At 45.6% G+C, this 19,020-nt stretch carries 16 protein-coding genes; 5 read left to right on the forward strand and 11 right to left on the reverse strand.

Annotated elements, in window-relative coordinates:
- Nucleotides 1-134: 134 nt before the first annotated feature.
- A complete protein-coding gene (gene nrdR / locus GPK58_RS06925) occupies nt 135-584 on the reverse strand; it encodes a transcriptional regulator NrdR (RefSeq protein ID WP_021976805.1) in 450 nt (149 codons plus the stop codon).
- Between the two features lie 138 nt (nt 585-722).
- On the opposite strand from nrdR, the gene GPK58_RS06930 reads away from it, so the two are divergent.
- A complete protein-coding gene (locus tag GPK58_RS06930) occupies nt 723-977 on the forward strand; it encodes a YlmC/YmxH family sporulation protein (RefSeq protein WP_015524424.1) in 255 nt (84 codons plus the stop codon).
- A gap of 113 nt (nt 978-1,090) precedes the next feature.
- The gene (sigG, locus tag GPK58_RS06935; RefSeq protein ID WP_015524423.1) at nt 1,091-1,870 is read left to right on the forward strand and encodes an RNA polymerase sporulation sigma factor SigG; all 780 of its coding nucleotides are present in this window, start codon (nt 1,091-1,093) and stop codon (nt 1,868-1,870) included.
- A gap of 64 nt (nt 1,871-1,934) precedes the next feature.
- Here sigG and pap read toward each other — a convergent pair whose 3' ends face one another.
- A complete protein-coding gene (pap, locus tag GPK58_RS06940; RefSeq protein ID WP_129974468.1) occupies nt 1,935-3,407 on the reverse strand; it encodes a polyphosphate:AMP phosphotransferase in 1,473 nt (490 codons plus the stop codon).
- A 270-nt stretch (nt 3,408-3,677) separates the two neighbouring features.
- On the opposite strand from pap, the gene GPK58_RS06945 reads away from it, so the two are divergent.
- Entirely contained in the window at nt 3,678-4,046 is a 369-nt protein-coding gene (locus GPK58_RS06945) for a hypothetical protein (protein WP_015524421.1), read from the forward strand.
- A gap of 20 nt (nt 4,047-4,066) precedes the next feature.
- Here GPK58_RS06945 and GPK58_RS06950 read toward each other — a convergent pair whose 3' ends face one another.
- Complete coding sequence (locus GPK58_RS06950) at nt 4,067-5,248, reverse strand: ATP-binding protein (protein ID WP_173723194.1); 1,182 nt, start codon at nt 5,246-5,248, stop codon at nt 4,067-4,069.
- A gap of 214 nt (nt 5,249-5,462) precedes the next feature.
- Between GPK58_RS06950 and GPK58_RS06955 the strand changes: the two genes are divergently transcribed.
- Together GPK58_RS06955 and eutJ are read left to right on the forward strand one after the other, a co-directional pair.
- Entirely contained in the window at nt 5,463-7,595 is a 2,133-nt protein-coding gene (locus tag GPK58_RS06955; RefSeq protein WP_215638402.1) for a glycogen debranching protein, read from the forward strand.
- Nucleotides 7,596-7,654: 59 nt separating this feature from the next.
- Nucleotides 7,655-8,479 carry an ethanolamine utilization protein EutJ gene (gene eutJ / locus GPK58_RS06960; RefSeq protein WP_015524418.1) on the forward strand — a complete coding sequence of 275 codons (825 nt, stop codon included), beginning with the start codon at nt 7,655-7,657 and terminating at the stop codon, nt 8,477-8,479.
- Here the strand turns inward: eutJ and rlmD are convergent.
- The 8 genes from rlmD to GPK58_RS07000 form a co-directional block, all read right to left on the reverse strand.
- Nucleotides 8,476-9,648 (reverse strand): 23S rRNA (uracil(1939)-C(5))-methyltransferase RlmD, encoded by a 1,173-nt coding sequence (gene rlmD / locus GPK58_RS06965; RefSeq protein ID WP_195635168.1) that lies wholly within the window; start codon nt 9,646-9,648, stop codon nt 8,476-8,478. The genes eutJ and rlmD overlap by 4 nt on opposite strands.
- A gap of 102 nt (nt 9,649-9,750) precedes the next feature.
- Nucleotides 9,751-10,596 carry a class II fructose-bisphosphate aldolase gene (locus GPK58_RS06970; protein ID WP_215638403.1) on the reverse strand — a complete coding sequence of 282 codons (846 nt, stop codon included), beginning with the start codon at nt 10,594-10,596 and terminating at the stop codon, nt 9,751-9,753.
- 160 nt (nt 10,597-10,756) lie between these two features.
- Entirely contained in the window at nt 10,757-11,656 is a 900-nt protein-coding gene (gene iolE, locus GPK58_RS06975) for a myo-inosose-2 dehydratase (RefSeq protein WP_215638404.1), read from the reverse strand.
- 25 nt (nt 11,657-11,681) lie between these two features.
- A complete protein-coding gene (gene iolG / locus GPK58_RS06980; RefSeq protein ID WP_015524414.1) occupies nt 11,682-12,695 on the reverse strand; it encodes an inositol 2-dehydrogenase in 1,014 nt (337 codons plus the stop codon).
- Between the two features lie 677 nt (nt 12,696-13,372).
- Nucleotides 13,373-14,416 carry a LacI family DNA-binding transcriptional regulator gene (locus GPK58_RS06985; RefSeq protein ID WP_215638405.1) on the reverse strand — a complete coding sequence of 348 codons (1,044 nt, stop codon included), beginning with the start codon at nt 14,414-14,416 and terminating at the stop codon, nt 13,373-13,375.
- A gap of 15 nt (nt 14,417-14,431) precedes the next feature.
- A complete protein-coding gene (locus tag GPK58_RS06990; protein WP_215638406.1) occupies nt 14,432-16,018 on the reverse strand; it encodes a response regulator transcription factor in 1,587 nt (528 codons plus the stop codon).
- Nucleotides 16,018-17,757, reverse strand: coding sequence for a cache domain-containing sensor histidine kinase (locus GPK58_RS06995; protein WP_215638407.1), 1,740 nt, complete (start codon nt 17,755-17,757; stop codon nt 16,018-16,020). Before GPK58_RS06995 ends, GPK58_RS06990 begins: the two co-directional genes overlap by 1 nt.
- A 134-nt stretch (nt 17,758-17,891) precedes the next feature.
- A partial coding sequence (locus GPK58_RS07000) for an MFS transporter (protein ID WP_215638408.1) occupies nt 17,892-19,020 on the reverse strand: 1,129 nt, incomplete at its 5' end.

A 19,020-nucleotide genomic window follows, 5' to 3' on the forward strand; every position in this document is an offset into this window, starting at 1 on the left:
CAGGCGGTTCCTGTTTTTTTGTATCCACTTTTACGATCTCTGAAAAATCGAACATTCATGTTTCAAAAAAGGCCGGTTGTCTTTTGACAATCGGCCTGAAATCTCCTGCATTTGCAGTCTATTCATTTAATCTCTTAATTGATCAGCTTCTTCAGCTCATCCATAAAGGTACTGACATCTTTAAACTCTCTGTATACAGACGCAAATCGTACATACGCCACCGCATCCAGATCCTTCAGATGCTCCATAACGATCTCTCCGATCTTGGTACTGCTGATCTCACGGTCTTCTGACCGGAAAATATCTCCTTCTATGGAATCGATCATCTCTTCCACTCTCTCAATGGGAATGGGGCGCTTATAGCAAGCACGAAGAACACCATCCTGGATCTTGGAACGTTTATAGCTTTCCCGGTTCTGATCCTTCTTGATCACAGTCAGCGGAATCGTTTCCACCTTCTCATAAGTTGTAAAACGCTTTCCGCAGGCATCACAGAGACGGCGGCGGCGGATGGAATTGGTATCCTCTACAGGTCTGGAATCTACAACTCTTGTATTATCCTGGTTACAGAACGGACATCTCACAGAACTCTCCCCCTTTCCGGATCAGTAAATCATTACTAAATTTGTTTTTATTATAAAATAAATGCACATAATGTGTCAATAATCGGACTTGCATAAATTTTACAGATTTTCCATAAAATCATACCAGGTGATGAATTTATGCGCATCTGTGAGCTGAAACAAAAAGAAGTGATCAATATCCATACCTGCCGCAGTCTTGGCTGCCCTCTTGATGTGGAATTCTGCTGTGAAACCGCACGTCTGAAAGCCCTGATCATGCCGGAACCGGGAAAATTTTGCTGGTGTTTTTCCAAAGAAAATGAATATTCCATTCCATGGGACTGCATCCGCCAGATCGGCGAAGATATCATCCTTGTTGATTTCCGTAATGAAAAACTGCTGTCCGGAGAATAAATACCTCCTTATTGTCAAGGCCCTTTATTTTTTATATTTTCCCTGAAAAAGTATATTTCAACCGCCCTCTGAGAATCATCTTAATGTACTGACAAGACAAGGAGGATTCTAAGATGGCACTGAATAAAGTTGAAATCTGCGGAGTAAATACCTCAACCCTTCCCGTTCTCGATCAGGAAGAAAAGGCGGAGCTCTTTAAAAGAATCAAAGCTGGCGATGAAGAAGCCAGGGAATTGTACATCAAAGGCAATCTGCGGCTTGTTTTAAGCGTGATCCGGCGTTTTCAGAACAGCAGTGAAAATCCGGATGACCTTTTTCAGATCGGCTGCATCGGCCTGATCAAAGCGATCGATAATTTCGACACCACTCTTCAGGTAAAATTTTCCACCTATGCAGTTCCCATGATCATCGGAGAGATCCGAAGATATCTCCGTGATAACAACAGCATACGGGTCAGCCGTTCTCTGCGGGATATCGCTTACAAAACCATCTATACCCGGGAAAACTATATGCGGCAGCATCTCAAAGAGCCTACCATTGCAGAAATCGCTGATGAGATCGGTATCGACAAGGAAATGATCGTCTATGCCATGGATGCGATCCAGAGCCCGGTAAGCCTTTTTGAGCCCGTGTATTCCGAAGGCGGAGATACCCTATATGTTATGGATCAGATCAGTGATAAAAAGAACCTAGAAGAAAACTGGGTGGAGGATATTTCTCTTCGAGATGCCATGAACCGGCTTGGAGAGCGTGAACGTCACATTATCGATCTCCGCTTCTACGAGGGAAAAACCCAAATGGAGGTAGCTGATGAGATTGGTATCTCCCAGGCTCAGGTCAGCCGACTGGAAAAACATGCTCTTCGCAGTATGCGAAACTATCTCCGGAATTGATTCATCTCTCTTCAGACAAAAAGCTGCAGCAGAATATCTGTTATCCTGCCGCAGCTTTTATCTCTTATTTCAGCGCTTTCTCAATTTCTTCGATCACGATCCGAAGCGCCTTCAGCCTTGCATATTTCTTATCTACGGATTCCAGAATGTGCCATGGTGCATAAGCAGTGCTGGTTTTCTGAAGCATCTCATCTACTGCTGTTTCATACTGATCCCATTTTTCACGGTTTCTCCAGTCCTCATCCGTGATCTTCCACTGTTTTTCCGGATTGCTCTGGCGGTCGTTGAACCTGGCAAGCTGGGTGTCCTTATCAATGTGGACCCAGAATTTCACGATCACAGCGCCCCAGTCAGAAAGCTCCTTCTCAAATTCATTGATCTCATTGTAGGCACGTCTCCAGTCATTCTCGCTGCAGAAGCCCTCCAGACGTTCTACCATCACTCTTCCGTACCACGTCCGGTCAAAGATGGCAATGTGACCATCCTTGGGAAGCCTTGTCCAGAAACGCCACAGATAATGACGGGCTTTTTCATGAGGCTCCGGACTTGCGATAGGATGTACCTCAAATCCACGGGGATCAAGAGCCTCCGTGATCCTCTTGATATTTCCTCCCTTTCCGGCAGCATCCCAGCCTTCATAGGTGATGATCACAGGCACTCTTTTTCGGTAAAGACGGTTATGCAGGCTTCCAAGCTTTGCCTGCAGTTCCTTAAGCTCTGCCTTGTATTCTTCATCCCCCACTTCTTTTCCATCCAGAGGAATCTCGCTTAATCTGGGCATCTCCACCAGAGGAAAAACATTCTGCAGGATCGGCACGGCATGTTTGCTGTTTTCCATGGCAACCTCTATATTGCTGATCATGGTTTCCAGCACCTGCAGTTCTGCCCACTTCCGGTCACCGGCATCGACAATATACCATGGAGCCGCAGATGTATTGGTATCCTGCATATACTGGTCAAAAATCTTTCTGCACTTCTTATAATGATCATTCTGCCAGAGATCATATTCATTGACTCTCCATCTGGTATCCTTGCTTTCCAGAAGAATGCCCATACGTTTTTCTTGTTCTTTCCGGTCGATCTGCATAAAAAATTTCAGGAGCACATATCCATTATCCGTCAGCTGACGTTCAAATCTCCGGATACTGTCAATCCGTTTTACATAATTGTCACCCTTCAGCTTTTTATCCATACGTTCACGACAGGTCTGATCCATCCATCCTGAATCCAGAAATGTAAACTTGCCCGCTTCCGGGATTTCCCTGAAATATCGGTAAAGAAATGGTTTCCGAAGGTCTTCCTCTGTAGGCGCTGACATAGTCGCAACTTTGAAGAAACGAGGATCGATATTCTTGATCACCTTGCTTATGGTACTTCCTTTTCCGGAAGCTCCCCAGCCTTCAAACAACACGATCACCGGAATCTTATGCTCTTTCAGAGCCATCTGCAATTCATATAATCTGGTTCTTGCAGCGCTTAAACGCACTTTGATATCCTCTTTTTCCGGAATCTGTTCCGGGTTCCAGTTTTTCAACATCTGCATCGTCCTTCCTTGAATTTTTTGAATATTCATATTATACCACAGAAGATCTTATTTTACGATAATTTTTACATAATTTTAACCTTTAATCCTCACAAAAGCAAACAAATTGCACAACAAAAATCATTCATAAGCATCGAAAATCTTTTTAACCTCTTGACATTTTTGTCGCCGCTTCATACAATAGACGCTGATTGTTATTTTTTTAACTTCATAAAAAAGCAGTGCCTGAAAACTGTTGAAATAATAAAGATCAAGGAGCCGATCATGAAACTCACAGAAAAACTTCTGCAGAAAATGGAACAGAAAAAAGAACTCTATGGCGATGGCATCATCATGCCGGACGGGGATTACCGTCTGATCCAGGATGGACACTTAAAAACTCTCATGTCCCTTCTTCCATATACAGAAAACGAAATCTGGAAAATGATCCCCGATGATGATTCCGCACTTTTCTGGCTGGTAGAAAAAACAAGCTGCGTACTGACCGATGTCAATTCCACGATCGGAATGAAGATGACCCCCGCACAGCAGAAAACCTACGAAGCACTTTCCAGTCGCGGGATCATCTCTGATGAATATTATGATCTTACCAAACAGCGGGAAAAAGTAAAAGCTGCCCGGGCTAACGCCTGAGCAGCTTTTATTTATATCTGTCAGTCCTCATACCCTTCCAGAAAAGAATGTTTCACTCCATCTTTTTTGTATGCGATAACTGTATGAAGATTAACATTTTCCACACTTCGGAAAATATTACTTTCTACATGTGGATTTACCTTCTTAAGTTCTGCGATCAGATTCTTGATCTCCATTCTCTTGGAAACACTGGTACCATCTGTACGACAGGTAGTACAGGTATCGGTAAATTTACATGCACACTGGATAAAATGAAGGTCATTATAATCTCTCCAGTGTTTGATATCTGCCTCCCGGATCAGATACATAGGACGGATCAGCTGCATTCCCTCAAAATTTGTACTATGGAGCTTCGGCATCATAGTCTGTACCTGCGCTCCGTAAAGCATTCCCATCAGGATCGTCTCGATCACATCATCATAGTGATGTCCAAGAGCGATCTTGTTGCAGCCAAGCTCCTTTGCCTTGCTGTAAAGATAGCCCCTTCTCATACGGGCACAGAGATAGCATGGGGATTTTTCTATATTATAAACCGCATCGAAGATCTCAGTCTCAAACACTGTGATCGGAATCCCGAGAAGCCTGGCATTGTGCTCGATCACCGCACGGTTTGCCTCATTATATCCCGGATCCATCACAAGAAACACCAGTTCAAAGGGAAACTTGTTATGACGCTTCAGTTCCTGGAACAGTTTGGCCATCAGCATAGAATCCTTACCACCGGAAATACAGACTGCTATCTTATCTCCCGGCTTCACCAGCTCATAATCGTTGATTCCCCTAGCAAATCTGGAAAACAGCTGCTTATGGAACTTTTTGCGGATACTCAGCTCGATATCCTTCCGCCGCTGTTCCATTGCATCATTTTCCTCTTCTTCACTGTCCTCTTTACCGGATTCTTTCTGCATCTGCTGAAAAAGCCATCCTGTATATCCACCTTTCAGGCTCAGTGCGGGAATTCCTTTTTCCCGGAGCATCTCTGCACCCTCCTGGCTGAAAAGCCCTCTTGTACAGTAAAGGACCGGTATCTTATCCCCCCTCAGTTCTTCTGCCCGCTCTTCCAGTTCCTGTTCCGGAACAGAGATTGCTCCCGGGATCATTCCATATTCTACAGTTACTTTATCACGGGTATCTATCAGAAGATATTTCCCCCGTTCTTTCTCTATCTGGTCAAAAGAAATCTCCAGTGTTTCTTCATTCATACTGCTATTATTCCTTTCCTTACATTTTCAAAGTTTCTGGTTCATATTGTAAGCCTTCCCGTCAAAAACCTCAAGAAGATTTTCCCGAAGGTTCCCGCGTTATTAGAATGCTGCTGTTCACTTTGTTCTCAACAACCCAGCCTGTACTTTTTTCTGAAAATCAGTTATAATATTTTTGTTTGTAAAAAAATTTTCACCAAGGAGGATACCGGAAATGAAAACACAGAATCAGACTATGCTCTCTGAGAATACACTGACATCCCGGCCCACAGATATTATTGCGGGATTTCCTGTACGTCCCGGGTTTTTTGAATTAAATGGCGCTACTCCTCTTTCCAACGGAGTCAACTTTACCGCACATACCCGCCACGGTACATCCTGCGAGCTTCTTCTTTTCCACTCCGGAGAAGAGGAACCCTTCGCAGTCCTTCCTTTTCCCAATGCCTGTCGTATCGGTGATGTCTACTCCATGATCGTCATGGGACTGGACATCGAAGATCTGGAGTACGGCTACCGCATTGACGGTCCTTACGAACCGGAAAAGGGTCACATCTTCGATAAGACAAAGGTTCTTCTTGATCCTTATGCCAAAGCCGTTGCCGGTCAGCGTGAATGGGGCCAGCAAAAGATCGGAAGCTATCATGCCCGTGTGGTACGTGATTCCTTTGACTGGGAAGACATGCCGCAGTCCACCCGTAAGATCAGTGACCTGATCATCTATGAGCTTCACGTCCGCGGCTTTACACAGGATTCTTCTTCCGGTGTTATGCACCCGGGAACCTTTGCCGGTCTTCGTGAAAAGATCCCTTATCTCAAGGAACTGGGGATCAACGCCGTAGAGCTGATGCCGATCTTCGAGTTCGACGAGAATATGAATGCCCGTACTGTAAATGGCAAACGGCTTCTGGAATACTGGGGATACAATTCTGTCAACTTCTTTTCTCCAAACACCAGCTATGCTTCCAAGCCGGAGCATAACTGTGAGGGAACTGAGCTGAAAGAGCTGATCCGTGAGCTCCACGAAAATGGCATCGAAGTAATTCTTGATGTTGTATTCAATCATACCGCCGAAGGAAACGAGCTGGGAAAAACCTTCTGCTTTAAGGGCTTTGACAATAAGGTTTATTATATGCTAACTCCAGAGGGAAATTACTACAATTTTAGCGGATGTGGAAATACTCTGAACTGTAACCATCCCATTGTACGTCAGATGATCCTTGAATGCTTACGTTACTGGACCATCAACTACCGTGTGGACGGCTTCCGCTTCGATCTTGCCAGCATTCTCGGACGCCATGAGGACGGTTCTCCACTTAACAATCCGCCCCTTCTGGAGCTTCTCGCTTACGATCCGGTCCTTAGAAATGTCAAACTGATCGCAGAAGCCTGGGATGCCGGCGGGCTGTATCAGGTTGGTTCTTTCCCTGCCAGCCGCAGATGGGCTGAATGGAATGGCCGTTACCGTGACTGCCTCCGTTCCTTCCTAAAGGGAGATTTCTGGAATGCCTGGGACGCTGCATGGAGTATTTCCGGTTCCGGTGATCTGTACGGAGGCTTTTATTCTGATCATAATGACAATTATGCAGGATACAATTCCTGTGTCAATTTCCTTACCTGCCACGATGGCTTCACCATGTATGATCTTTATTCCTACAATGAAAAACACAACGAAGCAAACGGCTGGAATAACACCGACGGTTCCAACGATAACCGCAGCTGGAACTGTGGAGAAGAGGGCGATTCCACCAACCCCGAAGTGCTCTCCCTCCGCTTCCGCATGATACGAAATGCCTGTGCTGTACTGATGTCCAGCCGCGGAACCCCGATGTTCCTTGCAGGTGATGAATTCGGAAACACAAAACACGGAAATAACAATACCTACTGTCAGGATAACGAAACCTCATGGATCAACTGGAAGCTTCTGGAGAAAAATCACGATCTTTTTGAATTTTTCAAATTTATGATCCGGTTCCGTAAAGACCACCCTGTTATCTCCCGGAAGCTTCCCAACGCTGTATGCGGTATGGAAAATATCCACACCCATAACATTGACGCAAGGGATGTGACCATTCCAAGAGATGCCCACACCTTCGCTGTAAGCTTTGCAGGCTATGATAAGAGCAAAGGCACCGATGACCTGATCTACATTGTGATCAACGCATACTGGGAGGACGTAACGGTCACACTTCCGGAGCTTGCCCGTCCCGGTGCATGGTATCTCTGTGTCAACACGTTCGGTGACGGAAATGGCCGTTATTTCTACGAAAAAGGCCAGGAGCCACGCATTGAACACGATTTTTGCATGCGGCCCAGATCCGTTGCCATCTTTACCGGCCGCAATTATTAAAATTCATATCAGGGGCAAAATTCTTTTTGTCCCTGTCTGAAAGAAATGGAGTATTTTGAATGGAATTAAAAAACAGAACTTTATCCAATTTTGCAGAACTTGTAGAGACAGGTGAATGCAAAAAATTCCGCGGTCGTCTGAAGACAGGCATCGACCTTGGTACTGCCAATACCGTTCTTGCCGTTGTCGACCGAAATAACCGTCCCATAGCCGGAATTTCCGCACCATCCCATGCGATCCAGGATGGAGTGATCGTCAATTACTATGAATCTGTCCAGCTTGTGACAAAGCTTAAAAATGAGCTGGAGGAAAGGCTTGGCACAGAACTTACTTACGGTGCTGCTGCCATTCCTCCCGGAGTTTCCGAAGGCAGTGTCAAAAGCATCGGCTATGTTCTGGAGGGTGCCGGTTTCGAAGTTACAAATATCGTAGACGAGCCTACTGCCGCAGCTGCTGTCCTTAAGATCACAGACGGTGCTGTTGTGGATGTGGGTGGCGGCACAACCGGTATCAGCATCCTGAAAGACGGAAAAGTTATCTACACCGATGATGAGGCTACTGGCGGCAGCCATATGACCATGACAGTCGCCGGTCACTATAAGATTCCTTATGAGGAAGCCGAAGTATTGAAAACTACTCCGGAAAAAGAAGACGAAATTTTCCCTGTGATCAAGGCCACTGTAGAAAAAATGGCTGTGATCACCGAGAAATTTCTAAAGGGCTATCAGGTTCCGGCTGTTTATGTAGTTGGCGGTTCTTCCATGTTTAAGGAATTTACTACCGTTTTTGAAAAGAGGCTGAAGCTTCCGGTATACCGTCCGGTCCATCCGCTTCTTGTTACGCCCCTTGGCATCGCATATCACTGTGAGCTGCCAAAAATCTAAGCTCTTCCCGGTCTGATCCTACGATTCTCCAGAAGGCAAACAACCTCCACTGAATCGGTGAGCGGGAACATATCAACCGGCTGCATCTTCTTTACCAGGTAATCTCTCTTAGTAAGGCAGGCAAGATCTCTTGCTAGGGTTTCCGGGTTGCAGGATACATAAACAATTTTTTCCGGTGAAAGAGTCAAAAGGGAGTGAAGGAATTTACGGTCACTTCCGGAACGTGGCGGATCCATGAGAACAACCTCCACCTTCTCTCCCTCTGCTGCCATTCCTTCCATAAACCATCCTGCATCTCCCGGAACAAAACGAACATTACGGATCTTGTTTTCCCTGGCATTCATTCTGGCATCACGGATAGCATCACGGTTCAGTTCTACACCAATGACATCCCTGGCATTCCCGGAAGCGATGATCCCGATAGTACCTGTGCCGCAGTAAGCATCGATCACCCTCTCTTTTCCTGTCATTGCCGCAAACTCCATAGCCTTTCCGTAAAGTACTTCTGTCTGCACAGGATTTACCTGATAAAAAGAAGATGGAGAAATACGGAAGGTCAGTCCCATAAGTCGATCTTTGATGAATCCCGGTCCGTAAAGTACGATATTGCGGTCTCCAAGTACCATGCTTGTCTGTCTGTCATTGACATTGAGAACCACCGTAGTGATCTCCGGATGCTCTTTACGGAGAGCTTTTACAAAGTTATTCTTAGATGGAAATATTGGAGAAACCGTAACTAATACCACCATGATCTCTCCTGTGGAAAAGCCTCTCCGCACAAGCACATGGCGGAGAAGTCCATATCCTGTATCCTCATCATAGGTCTTGATCTTAAAGGATTTCAGCATACCACGTATGGTACGGATGATCTCCTGACTTTTTTTATCTTCGATCATACAGTCATCTACGGAAACGATCCTATGACTCTTCTCCTCATAAATCCCGGAAATTACGTTTCCCTTCCGGTCACGGCCAAAAGCTGCATGAACTTTGTTTCTGTAATAATAGGGATCTTCCATTCCAATAATCGGCTCTACTTTTCCGAATTTTTTCAGAAGGCCTTCTGTAATTCTCTGTTTCCTGCGAAGCTGCTCCTGGTAGGATACACCCTGATAACGGCAACCGCCGCATTTCTTCGCAACTGAACAGACAGTCTCTTTCTGTTCCATTTTTATCTCTCCTCTTTTATGGGCACAAAAAAGATGTTCCCAGTTATTTTCACTGAGAACATCTTATCAGACCTTTTCTTTTTTTACAAGAAAATCCTTGGCCTACTCCTGATATGGCTCATTAAATACAAGAATATGTTTCTTCACATTCTCGTAAGTACCCTGGACCATAGCCTCATTGAGGTCAAAGAAATTATGCTTGTCTGTTGATTCCATATATTTCTCCACATGAGCTGTCAGGCTGTTAAAGCTTGCTGTGGCAATATTCACCTTACGGATGCCAAGAGAGATCGCCCTCTGGAAATCTTTATCGGTGATGCCACTGCCGCCATGAAGAACCAGCGGAATATCCACTTTCTCATGGATCTTCTCCAATACATCAAAAGCAAGCGTCGGCGCTACCGGATAATTACCATGGGCATTCCCGATGGCAACTGCAAGCGCATCAATACCTGTCTCTCTTGCGTAAACGACCGCATCATCCGGATCTGTGCAGCGGATACCGTGGTCACAACTTCCATCCTCACTTCCGCCCACAAGTCCCAGCTCAGCCTCAACTGTAGCGCCGTATTTACGTGCTTTCTCCACAACGGCCTTTACTCTGGCGATGTTTTCTTCAAAAGGAAGCGTAGAAGCATCCAGCATAACCGATGTAAAGCCAAGCTCCAGAGCCTTGTCAACCGTCTCAAAAGTAAGACCATGATCCAGATGGACAGCCACATCCACCTTAGCCTCCTTTGCAGCCTGTACCATCATCGGTCCCATCAGGTGAAGCGGAGAATTTTTCAAACGCACCTCCGCGATCTGAAGGATGATCGGAGTATCCAGTTCTTCTGCTGCACGGATCGCACCTCTTACCATTTCCATATTACCAACACTGAAAGCACCGCAGCCAATATTTTTCTCTTCGGCACGTCTCAGCAGATCTTTCATTTTCACAAGTGCCATGATTCGGCCCTCCTGTCCTGTTTATCGTACACTGTTTGCATCTTCTTACAGAAAAAAGCGGTGTCAAAGCACTACTGGCTGATACCGCTTTTTCTATGCAAAGCGGACATCTTTATTCCGCTTAACTGTACATCAGCATGCACCTATTTTCCTGTCGTAATTATAAGCCTGTCTTCTCAGCAATGAATTTTCTTGCACGGATCGCATACTCAAGCGGATTAGCCTTAGCCGGATCCTGCTCAGCCTCAACAACCATATATCCTTCGTAGCCTGCATCCTCGAGAACCTTGAAGATCGGATCATAATTGATGCATCCATCTCCCGGAATCGTGAAGGCACCGGCTCTTACGCCTGCAAGGAAGCTCATGTTTTCTTTCTTAACCTGCTCAACAACTTCCGGACGGATATCCTTCAAATGAACATGTTTGATCCTGTGAACATATTTCTTTACAACCTCAAGAGGATCCTCTCCACAGTATGTAAAGTGACCGGTATCAAAAAGAAGACTTACATATTCAGGATCTGTATTCTCCATCATACGATCAACCTCATCAAGGCTCTGTACAACAGTACCCATATGATGATGGAAAGTAAGAGCAATACCATACTCCTCTTTTGCGATCTTACCAAGCTTGTTCATACCTGTGCAGAAGGTATCCCACTCTTCGTCATTCATCTCATATTTATGTCCGAAAATCGGAGTATCCATCTGGCCCTGAACACTGTGGCTCTGCTCAGATGCGCCGATCACTTTCGCACCCATAGCTTTCAGGAAAGTAAGCTGGGCACGGAACTCCTTCTCAACCTCCTCAAACGGTTTGGTAATCAGGAAGCTTGAGAACCACTGGTTACAGATCTCAACACCACGAAGCTCAAGAGCCTTCTTAAGAACCTCAGGATCCTTCGGATACTTGTTGCCCACCTCGGAGCCTGTGAAACCGGCAAGAGCCATCTCACTGACGCACTGCTCAAAAGTATTCTCTTTGCCAAGATCCGGCATATCATCATTTGTCCATGCAATTGGTGCAATACCAAGCTTTACTTTATTCTTATCAAACATTGGTCAATTCTCCTTTTTATTTGAATTATTCCATAATCTCAGAAATCTTAACCGGTCTGTGCTCCTCGCTGGATTTCTTAGCTGCAAGACCCATTAACACCGGTTTCAAACCATCATAAACATTAAGAGGTGTCTCTTTGTCATTAACGATCGCATCAATAAATGCTGCAACCTCTTTACCATAAGCGTCCATGTATCTCTCAAGGAAGAAGAACATCGGCTTCTCACCTGTAACACCCTCAGCATTGCTGATCACTGTGGAAGACTGGCTGTCATTGGAAATAGCAGCCATACCATCAGAACCGAAAACCTCAGCTCTCTGATCATAGCCATAAGAAGCTCTTCTGCAGTTATCGATAACAGCAATAGCACCATTCTCCATCTGAAGAGTGATAACAGCTGTATCAACATCCCCAGCCTCACCAATAGCCGGATCAACCAGATTTGCGCTCTGAACATAAACCTCTGTAGCATCGCAGCCTGCAAGATAACGAACCATATCGAAATCATGAATTGTCATATCCAGGAACATGCCACCGGAAACCTTAACATAATCAATGCTAGGCGGCTCAGGATCGCGGGAAGTGATCTTGATGATCTCCGGTTTACCAACCTTACCAGCTGCAACAGCCTGCTGAAGAGACTCAAAGTTATGGTCGAATCTTCTGTTAAAACCAACCTGATATTTCAGATTTGTGCCCTCAAGAGCATCGATAACCTCTTTGATCTTGGCAATGTCATGATCGATCGGTTTCTCACAAAAAACATGCTTGCCAGCCTTGATAGCCTCTACAGAAATCGGAGAATGAGTATCTGTAGAAGAACAGATCAGAACTGCGGAAATCTCAGGATCATTGATGATCTCCTTATAATCCTTAGTCGTGTGCTCAACACCCATGCTCTTAGCCCATGCAGCAGTCTCATCATTTAAGAAAGGATCTGCAACCGTCTTGATCACCGCATCCGGCACCCTTGTTGTAATACTAGTAATATGAACTCTACCAATTCTACCTGCTCCGATAATACCAACTTTAATCATAGTTTTGATCTCCTTTTGATTTATTTTCCCAATGTAATCTCTTTGCGTGTCCGAACACGCTCTTTATGCTTAATATAATATCATCGCAACACACAAATCGCAACCCCTAATATTGTACAATATTACCATCTTTTTTCTATTAAAAATGACGAGAACTATTTTTAGCCACAATATGCAATATTTTTAGGTCAACTTCACCGAAAACATCTCCAACACATCCCCATACAATTACCCCAAACCTCTCACACCCCACCACCCTCCAAACATCCAGCACAGCATCACAGCTTACATCCCTTCAAGCATCCAGCGCAGCGCCGATGCCCACAACTCTCCCGGCAAACAGACGCAAACTCAGCCCTTGCAGTCGTCCAGCGCAGCGCTGCCGACCCACAACCTATCGTCAAACGACATTTTTTCTCGCTGGAAACACCAGCCGCGGAAGGGGATGCTGTCTGGCTCTGCTTCTGCAGGAGGGGAGCTGATTCTTGGACGGCGGGAATCTGCGTTGTTTTTCAAAAGTCCGCTGTCTGAGCGGCAGCAGGCCGCGAGTTCGGACTTTTTAAAAACGCTTTTAGCAGATTTCCGGCGTCCTAGAAGCCAGCCCCCGACGAAGCCGCAGACCAGACAGCATCCCCTTCCGCGGCGTCCCTCCGCACAAAAAAAGGAGACACCCCACTTCAGTGTCTCCCCTCCGGAATCGTATACTCATTCCTTATATATATTTCCGTAAAAATCTTCGCCCTCTCCGGCGCTTCCCCATTAAACAGCAGCCGGAACAAAATCATCACCGGCTCATACCCCTGTATCCTGGCATCCTGCCCGATCAGGAAATGAATAAATCCTTCCCTCATCAGCTCATAATTCCGCCCCATAAAATCATTGGCAACCATCTTCACCTGACCAGCTTTCCCCGCTCCGACAATTGCCTCACACACCCCCTCCTCCCCATGAGAAGTAAGATATATCCCGTCAAGATCCGGAACATCCTTAAATATCCCTTCCGTAATTTCCCTGGCCCTGCCATTCTCCTCAAAGCAATACTCCGGCCCAATGATCTCAATCCCAGGATACTTCCGCGCAATTTCCTCACGGAATCCAACCACCCTGCTGCTCAGAGAAGTATTGGTACTATAGCCGGAAATCACAACAACCTTTCCTTTTCCACCGGTCAGCTCCCCCATAAGCCCCGCAGCCGCACGGCCACACTGCACACCGTTCTGCCCTACAAAGCAAAGCCGTTTCGTATCCTCCACATCCGAAGTAAACGTCACCACCGGGATCCGAAATTCCTCTACAAACCGGTCAATTTCCCTTTTCACACGTTCCTCATCCAAAGGAACCATTGCAATACCACTAACCTCTTCCATCCGCATCTTCTCCATAGCGAGAATAACATCCTCCGCATTCTGATGCTCGATCTTATGGACCAGGACTGTACCACCAAGATTATCCACCTCAGCGCACGCCTCCTGGATTCCCTTCAGAACTTCTTTCATAAAAGGTGTTTCCGCACCCTGCAGGATCACGCCGATCTTAATATTATTTCTGCTCATGGATAGAGCACGGCCCAGTTGATTCGGCTTATACCCCATCTCATCAGCAATGGCACGGATCCTCTCAGCAACCTCCGGACGGATCCTGCCCCTGTTATTTAACGCTCTGTCAACAGTACCTCTGGAAACACCGGCAGCTTCCGCGATCTGCCTTATAGTAACTCCCATACTAAGCACCTCTTTCTATGATAATCCGGATTCTTTTCTGTATTCCGCAGGACTTAAGCCCGTAAACTTCTTAAATATCTTGGAAAAATAATGATAATCTCCAAACCCGGAACGCAACGCCACATCCTTAACTTTACAGTTCGTCTCTGAAAGAAGCTTCTTTGCACAGTCGATCCGAAGCTCCTGCACATAATTGGAAAAACCGATCTTCATCTCCTGTTTGAAAAGATAACTGAGATAAGCAGGATTTACCTCCGCCGCATCTGCTGCATCCTGAAGGCTGATCGGCGCTTCATAATGTTCCCGGATAAACTCCAGTGCTTTTTTCACAGCAGCAGAGATCCCCTCCGGAACAGCATCCTCTTCCCCCACAAAAAGCTGTGAAATACAGGCACTGCCCTTTTCCCTGAATTTCTCAAAGCTTTCGATATCTCCATACCAGATGGGCTCTTTCTCAATTCCGGCTATCTGATTCAATTTCTTAAGCCACTGTACCAAAAGTCTTCCATCGGTATAGCGATCCTGACAGTCAGCGAGAACCTGTGTCCAAAGCTCCTCAGCTTTCTTTCGGTCTTTCCCTGCCTTCAGCTTGGAAATCTGCCCTTCCAGCTTCTCAGCACTTTCCGGTAAAACACTGTCCGCTTTCTTCCGCCCTTCAAAATAAAGGATCTCTTTTTTCTCATAAAAATGCAGCTTCATCATTTCTCTGGCCTGCTGATAAGCCTGGCGGATCCCATCCTCTCCCATGCAGACACTGCTGACACTGATACCAAAATCACAAAGATTCTCCTGACAGTGCCGGTAGCAAATCGCTACTGCCTCAGTCAGTCTCTGCTGCATAGCCGATGTCCTGCAGTCTCCGGAAAGATCAAGAAAACAGCAAAAAATCCCTGCGCCAAGATAGACCACTTCCGTAAATTCACTTTCTGTCCCAAGAAGCTCCTCCGTACGTTCCAGCAGTCTGTGACGGAAATGATGGGAATACTGTTCCACTTCCAGCGGCGTCCATTGTCTTTCCCTCTCTGCCCAGTTCTCCATAAACATACAGATCACAGCACTGTTAAAATATTTCCCGGCGATTCCGGCTTCCACACGCTTTTCCTCACGTGCCTGATTTTTCAGCATCCCCGAGATCAGTCCGTTAAAAAAATAATACTTCAGAGCGTGACTTCCCAGATGGATCAGCTTTCTCGTCCGTGCCTGTTCCTGACTTTTTTCTCTGCGCTTCTCGATCAGCCGGGCTGATTTTTCCAGAGTATCATAAAGACTATCCTCGTCCAGACTGTTCTTTAATACATATTCATCCGCCCCAAGACGCATGGCCTCTTTTACATATTCAAAATCATCATGACAGCTGAGCACGATAATATAGATATCCCTGTTTTCCTCACGGATCTTTCTGATCAGCTCAATTCCATCCATCACAGGCATGGTAAGATCCGTCACAAGAACATCGATTTTTTCTTTCTGAAGGAATCCATAAGCTTCCTCCCCGTCTTCTGCATCATCCACGATCTCATATCCTGCTTTTTCCCAGGAATCCAGGGTTTTGAGATAGCTCCTTACAAGAAAATCATCATCTGCCACCAGTGTTCTGTACATTAATTTTTTCTCCCTTCTTCAGGCATATCATAGATCGCAGGCAGAAATACCGTGACCTCTGTACCGTTTCCACTGCTTACGTATTCCATTCCTCCCTGCGTCCCGTAATAAAGCTCCAGGCGTTCTTTTACATTTGGAATCCCCACTGCGGAAAGTCCGTTTGTTTTTTTTGCATGACTGTTAAAAAGATCTCGGATCTGCTCTTTTGTCATTCCTCTGCCGTTATCCTTTACTATGAGGATCAGCTTTCCTTCACTTACGTTTCCGCTGATCCAGATTTTTCCTGTTTGCCGTTTGATGTCGATCCCGTGAAGAAGAGCATTCTCCACAAGCGGCTGAAGGATCAGTCTTGGAATATAGCACCGGTATGCTTCCTCAGAGATCTCATATTTCACCTGAAAGCTTCCCTGATAGCGAAAATCCTGCAGATGGATATAATTTTTCAGTATATGGATCTCATCGGCAACAGAAAGGAAGCTTCCCTTTTTGTTGATACTGGCCTGCAGAAGCTCCACGAAATCTCCAATAAGCCCCGCCAGCTCTTTTTCCCCTTTCAGAAATGCCGCAAATTTGATGGAGTTCAATGTATTATACATAAAATGCGGTGTGATCTGATACTGCAGTGCTTCCAGCTCTGCATCTTTTTTCTGCTGTTCCTCTTCGATCACCTGGGCGATCAGAGCTTCGATATAATCCAGCATGTGGTTGAATTCTTTTCCGAGGGTTCCGATTTCATCAGCAGTAGTCACTTCTGTACGGAGGCTCAAATCTCCCTCACCAACCTTCTCAACCGTGCCAGTCATGGATCTGAGCGGTCCGCAGACTACTCTGGAGAGCCACAGTGCCAGCAGCACAGCTGCCACAAAAACTGCACCAAATATTCCGATCAGAAAGAGCCGCATCCGGGAAAGTCCGCTTAAAACTTCTTTTTTCGGTACCTCCAGATATAAGCCGCAGTCTGAAAAGCTACCTCTGCTGAAAAAAGAGATCACACCGTTTTTTTCTGCATAGCCTTCTATTTTTGGAACATTCTGGCCTGCAATCTCCGGAAATGTTTTTCCAATGTCACTGTAGTCTCCGGATGTCACGATTTCATCATTTCTGTCTACCAGAACTATTCTGGTGATCTTTTCATCATTGACAGCTTCCAGATATTCGTAATAAATTGCCCGTTCCCTGATATCTGCGACAACATACCCCAGAATCTCTCCGTTATCATCCTCTACCTTCTGGATCACAGAAAGAAAGCTGCCGCCTTCATGGATCGGAGATTCCACAAGAACCGGAAAGGAATCCAGTTCCTGTATTTTTTCCAATTCCTCGATATGTTCTCCTGAAATCCCCTGCTTGTTTACCGGAAATTCCTCAGAAGTCACAGCCATTTTTTTGTCTGGAAAGACAAAGTAAAGGGAGTTGATATCTTTATATTCCCGACTGTGTTCCCGGAGAAGCCCGGCCATATTTTCCAAGCTGTTTTCATTTCCTGTACAGCTGTAGTCCTTCGCATTATTCCGTATATCTGTATCCCAGGCAGTTCTCGTATTCACATAATAAATCTCTTTCAGGGATTCGTCCAGATCTTTTATAGTCTGCTGCATCCGTCCATACAGGATCCCGGAATAATTTTCTTCGATCATCCCTGCTGCCCGAAAATAAAATACCCCCGTAAGAGAACAGGCAGTAAACATGGTTACTGTCAGGATCGCCAGTAATATCTTTGCCCGGATACTTTTTAACATAGAACTCCTCCCTTCCGTAAAGCGGATATACGCCTCTCTATGCTATATGCCCATAAACGCAGGAAACAGCAGGAGTATCCTACCCCTGCCTGATTTCCTGTTTGCGGTTGAATATATGTTTTACAATAAAATATTTATAACTGTCCGTGTGCCTCGCGCTCGGTAAGCTCCTGCATGATCGCCGGATACATTTTGTCAAGCTTATATCCAAAAAGCGTTACAATGATCACTGCTGCAATGAGGATCGGTCCAAATTTATAAAGAGAAACGATCATCTCCAGTGCTGTTTCCGGCTGTGCAGTTATTCCTGCCGATGAGCTTACATATCCGGAACTGCTTAAAAGACCTGTGATCACTGCGGAGGCAAGACCTGCGCCAACTTTTGTTCCGATGGAACCACCTGCAAAGATCAGACTTTCCTGACGGATATGGTTTTTCCACTGTCCGAACTCTACTACATCACCAACCATACTGAATACAACTGCGTTCAGTGGAGCAAGTCCGATGGCACGTGTGACACAGCTCATAACCATGAAGCCGAAGCTGTATGGATTCAGGAAAAACAGAATCTGGCCGCCAAGTGCAACAAATCCGCCGACAAATGCGATATTTCTTTTTCCGAATTTCTTGATCAACGGTGAGCAGATGAAGATTCCCACTACCAGAACCAGGGTTTCTGTAAGGAACAGTGCGCTGTACATCCATGTATCATTGTTGAAAATATATTTGCAGTAGTACGGAAGAATGGTTCCTGTGATCGTAAAGGATACACTCTGTACTGTCCACAGAAGCATTACTGCCCAAAAATACTGATTTGCAAAAAGTGCCTTCAGCATTGTCGGAATCGGAAGCTTCTCATCTTTCTTTCTTGCTTCGATCTGAACCTTTTCCTCACATCTGAAGAAGCAGAGAAGCAGAAGTGCAAGTGCAAGCACTGCCCATACACTCATAACCTTGATCCATGCAGCCTGATCATTTCCAAGAAGCTTTACAAGCGGCAGTGTACAGGTTGCTGCAACGATCTTTCCGATAGGTGACAGTCCCATTCTCAATACACTGAGTTTATCTCTCTCTGATGATTCGCGGATCATCATTGAAGAAAGGCTTCCATATGGAAGATTGATCGCTGTATAGCATATGGTCGTACAGAAGTTATAGGTTACAAAGAGATACAGAAACTGAAGCATCCCTGTTGTACGCGGCACTGTGAAAAGCAGTACTGCTGACAGCGCAAATGGAATGCTCATCCACAGAAGCCAGGGT

Source organism: Blautia sp. MCC270, assembly GCF_018785605.1.
Taxonomy (GTDB): Bacteria; Bacillota; Clostridia; order Lachnospirales; family Lachnospiraceae; genus Blautia_A; species Blautia_A fusiformis.

Bases quoted from the DNA above. Each gene is read 5' to 3' on its own strand.
- GPK58_RS06930 (WP_015524424.1), top strand. From the start codon at position 723: ATGCGCATCTGTGAGCTGAAACAAAAAGAAGTGATCAATATCCATACC.
- sigG (WP_015524423.1), top strand. From the start codon at position 1,091: ATGGCACTGAATAAAGTTGAAATCTGCGGAGTAAATACCTCAACCCTT.
- pap (WP_129974468.1), bottom strand. From the start codon at position 3,407: ATGTTGAAAAACTGGAACCCGGAACAGATTCCGGAAAAAGAGGATATC.
- GPK58_RS06945 (WP_015524421.1), top strand. From the start codon at position 3,678: ATGAAACTCACAGAAAAACTTCTGCAGAAAATGGAACAGAAAAAAGAA.
- GPK58_RS06950 (WP_173723194.1), bottom strand. From the start codon at position 5,248: ATGAATGAAGAAACACTGGAGATTTCTTTTGACCAGATAGAGAAAGAA.
- GPK58_RS06955 (WP_215638402.1), top strand. From the start codon at position 5,463: ATGAAAACACAGAATCAGACTATGCTCTCTGAGAATACACTGACATCC.
- eutJ (WP_015524418.1), top strand. From the start codon at position 7,655: ATGGAATTAAAAAACAGAACTTTATCCAATTTTGCAGAACTTGTAGAG.
- rlmD (WP_195635168.1), bottom strand. From the start codon at position 9,648: ATGGAACAGAAAGAGACTGTCTGTTCAGTTGCGAAGAAATGCGGCGGT.
- GPK58_RS06970 (WP_215638403.1), bottom strand. From the start codon at position 10,596: ATGGCACTTGTGAAAATGAAAGATCTGCTGAGACGTGCCGAAGAGAAA.
- iolE (WP_215638404.1), bottom strand. From the start codon at position 11,656: ATGTTTGATAAGAATAAAGTAAAGCTTGGTATTGCACCAATTGCATGG.
- iolG (WP_015524414.1), bottom strand. From the start codon at position 12,695: ATGATTAAAGTTGGTATTATCGGAGCAGGTAGAATTGGTAGAGTTCAT.
- GPK58_RS06985 (WP_215638405.1), bottom strand. From the start codon at position 14,416: ATGGGAGTTACTATAAGGCAGATCGCGGAAGCTGCCGGTGTTTCCAGA.
- GPK58_RS06990 (WP_215638406.1), bottom strand. From the start codon at position 16,018: ATGTACAGAACACTGGTGGCAGATGATGATTTTCTTGTAAGGAGCTAT.
- GPK58_RS06995 (WP_215638407.1), bottom strand. From the start codon at position 17,757: ATGTTAAAAAGTATCCGGGCAAAGATATTACTGGCGATCCTGACAGTA.